This window comes from Candidatus Eisenbacteria bacterium, from assembly GCA_035712145.1.
Lineage (GTDB): Bacteria > Eisenbacteria > RBG-16-71-46 > RBG-16-71-46 > RBG-16-71-46 > DASTBI01.
This window is the reverse complement of record DASTBI010000098.1, coordinates 1-1,473: the sequence shown is the minus strand read 5'-3', so window position 1 is coordinate 1,473 and position 1,473 is coordinate 1. Positions and strand designations below refer to the sequence as shown.

Annotated in this window: 1 protein-coding gene; it reads left to right on the top strand. The window is 64.2% G+C overall.

The window, feature by feature from the left end:
- Positions 1-112 precede the first annotated feature (112 nt).
- A complete protein-coding gene (locus VFQ05_06200; GenBank protein HET9326343.1) occupies positions 113-1,417 on the top strand; it encodes a helix-turn-helix domain-containing protein in 1,305 nt (434 codons plus the stop codon).
- Positions 1,418-1,473 lie beyond the last annotated feature (56 nt).

The window sequence follows — 1,473 nt, the reverse complement described above, 5'->3', positions numbered from 1 at the left end:
TGTGAGTGCTTGTAAGTTCGTACCTTACCAGTCTCGAAATAGTCGTACCCCTCGTGCGGCATTTCTGCTATGCTGCAGTATCGCGATCATCTGCTACACTAGGAGCATCGCTATGGCTGCACGAGCGCCGTTAAGTCTGGCCGAGAAGGAGCGTCTCTACGCGGCCAAAATCCAGGGTCGCTCGCTTCCCTCGATTGCCGCCGAGTTGGGCTGTTCGACCGAAACAGCCCGTAAATGGTGGCGCCTGGCCCGCGATCACGGCCGCGCCGCCTTCCACCAAGCGCGCCGTGGCCGAGCCGCCACCGGGGTGCTCTCCCGCTTCGCTCCAGCCGTGAGCAATCGTGCGCTCACGCTCAAACGCGACCATCCATCCTGGGGTTCCGATCGGGTGCTGGCCGACCTGATGCACGACCCGACCCTCTCCGCCCTGCCACTCCCTTCTCGCAGCCGCCTGGCGCTGCTGTTCAAGACCGAGTGTCCCGAGTTGGTCGCGCCGCGACGGGCGCGCACCAGCCCGCCCCCAGCGCCAGCAGCACCACGTGCCGTTCACGAGTGCTGGCAACTCGATTTTCAGGAAGCGAGCGTGCTGGCCGACGACCATCGGGCCAGCATCTGCACCCTACGCGATCCTGTCGGCGCTGCCATCCTCGCTAGTCAGGCGTTTGATATCACGGGCGGGGAGCGCGGCCGCCGCCTGCGGTGGGAGGAGGTGCGCGGCGTGATCCGCACTGCATTCGCGCGCTGGGCCACGCTCCCGGATGCGCTCCAGACCGACAACGAGGTCTGTTTGGGTGGCCAGCCGAGCGACCCGCTCCCCAGCCAGTTGACGCTGTGGCTGGTCGGATTGGGCGTCGCACATCGCTTCATCCGTCCCAACACACCGACCGATCAGGCGCAGATTGAACGAACCCACCGCACACTCGACGGCTTTGTCGGACTGCCCGATTCGCAGCTCGATCTCGCGCGTTTGCAGCAGCGGCTCGATGCCGAGCGCGAGGTGCATAATGCGTGGTTCCCATCTCGTGCCAGCGACTGTGGTGGTCGCCCACCGCTTCTAGCGCATCCCGAGTTGTTGCTAGCGCGGCGGCCCTATCAGGTGGAGTGGGAGCGTGCGCTGTTCAACGAGCAGCGGGTGTATGCCTACTTGGCCACGATAGTGCTCAGTCGCAAGGTCAGCAAGACCGGCCAGATCCAACTGAGTGGTCAGTCACGCTCAGTCGGACGCGCCTGTATCGGGCAGACGGTCACGGTGCAATGCGACGCACTGAGGCGTGACTGGGTCGTACGGGTGGCAGATGGCACGGTGGTGAAACGGCTGTCCATCCGCGGCTTGGACGTGACATCACTCACTGGCCTCCCGGACACGCCCACCGAGGCGTTGCTGCCGATCCAGCTCACCTTGCCGCTTGCAGCATAGGCCAGGGGTACGCTTATCTCAAGATTGTTCAGGTACGAACTTACAAGCACTCACAA

Coding starts and splice junctions, on each gene's coding strand:
- VFQ05_06200 (HET9326343.1), top strand. CDS start 113: ATGGCTGCACGAGCGCCGTTAAGTCTGGCCGAGAAGGAGCGTCTCTAC.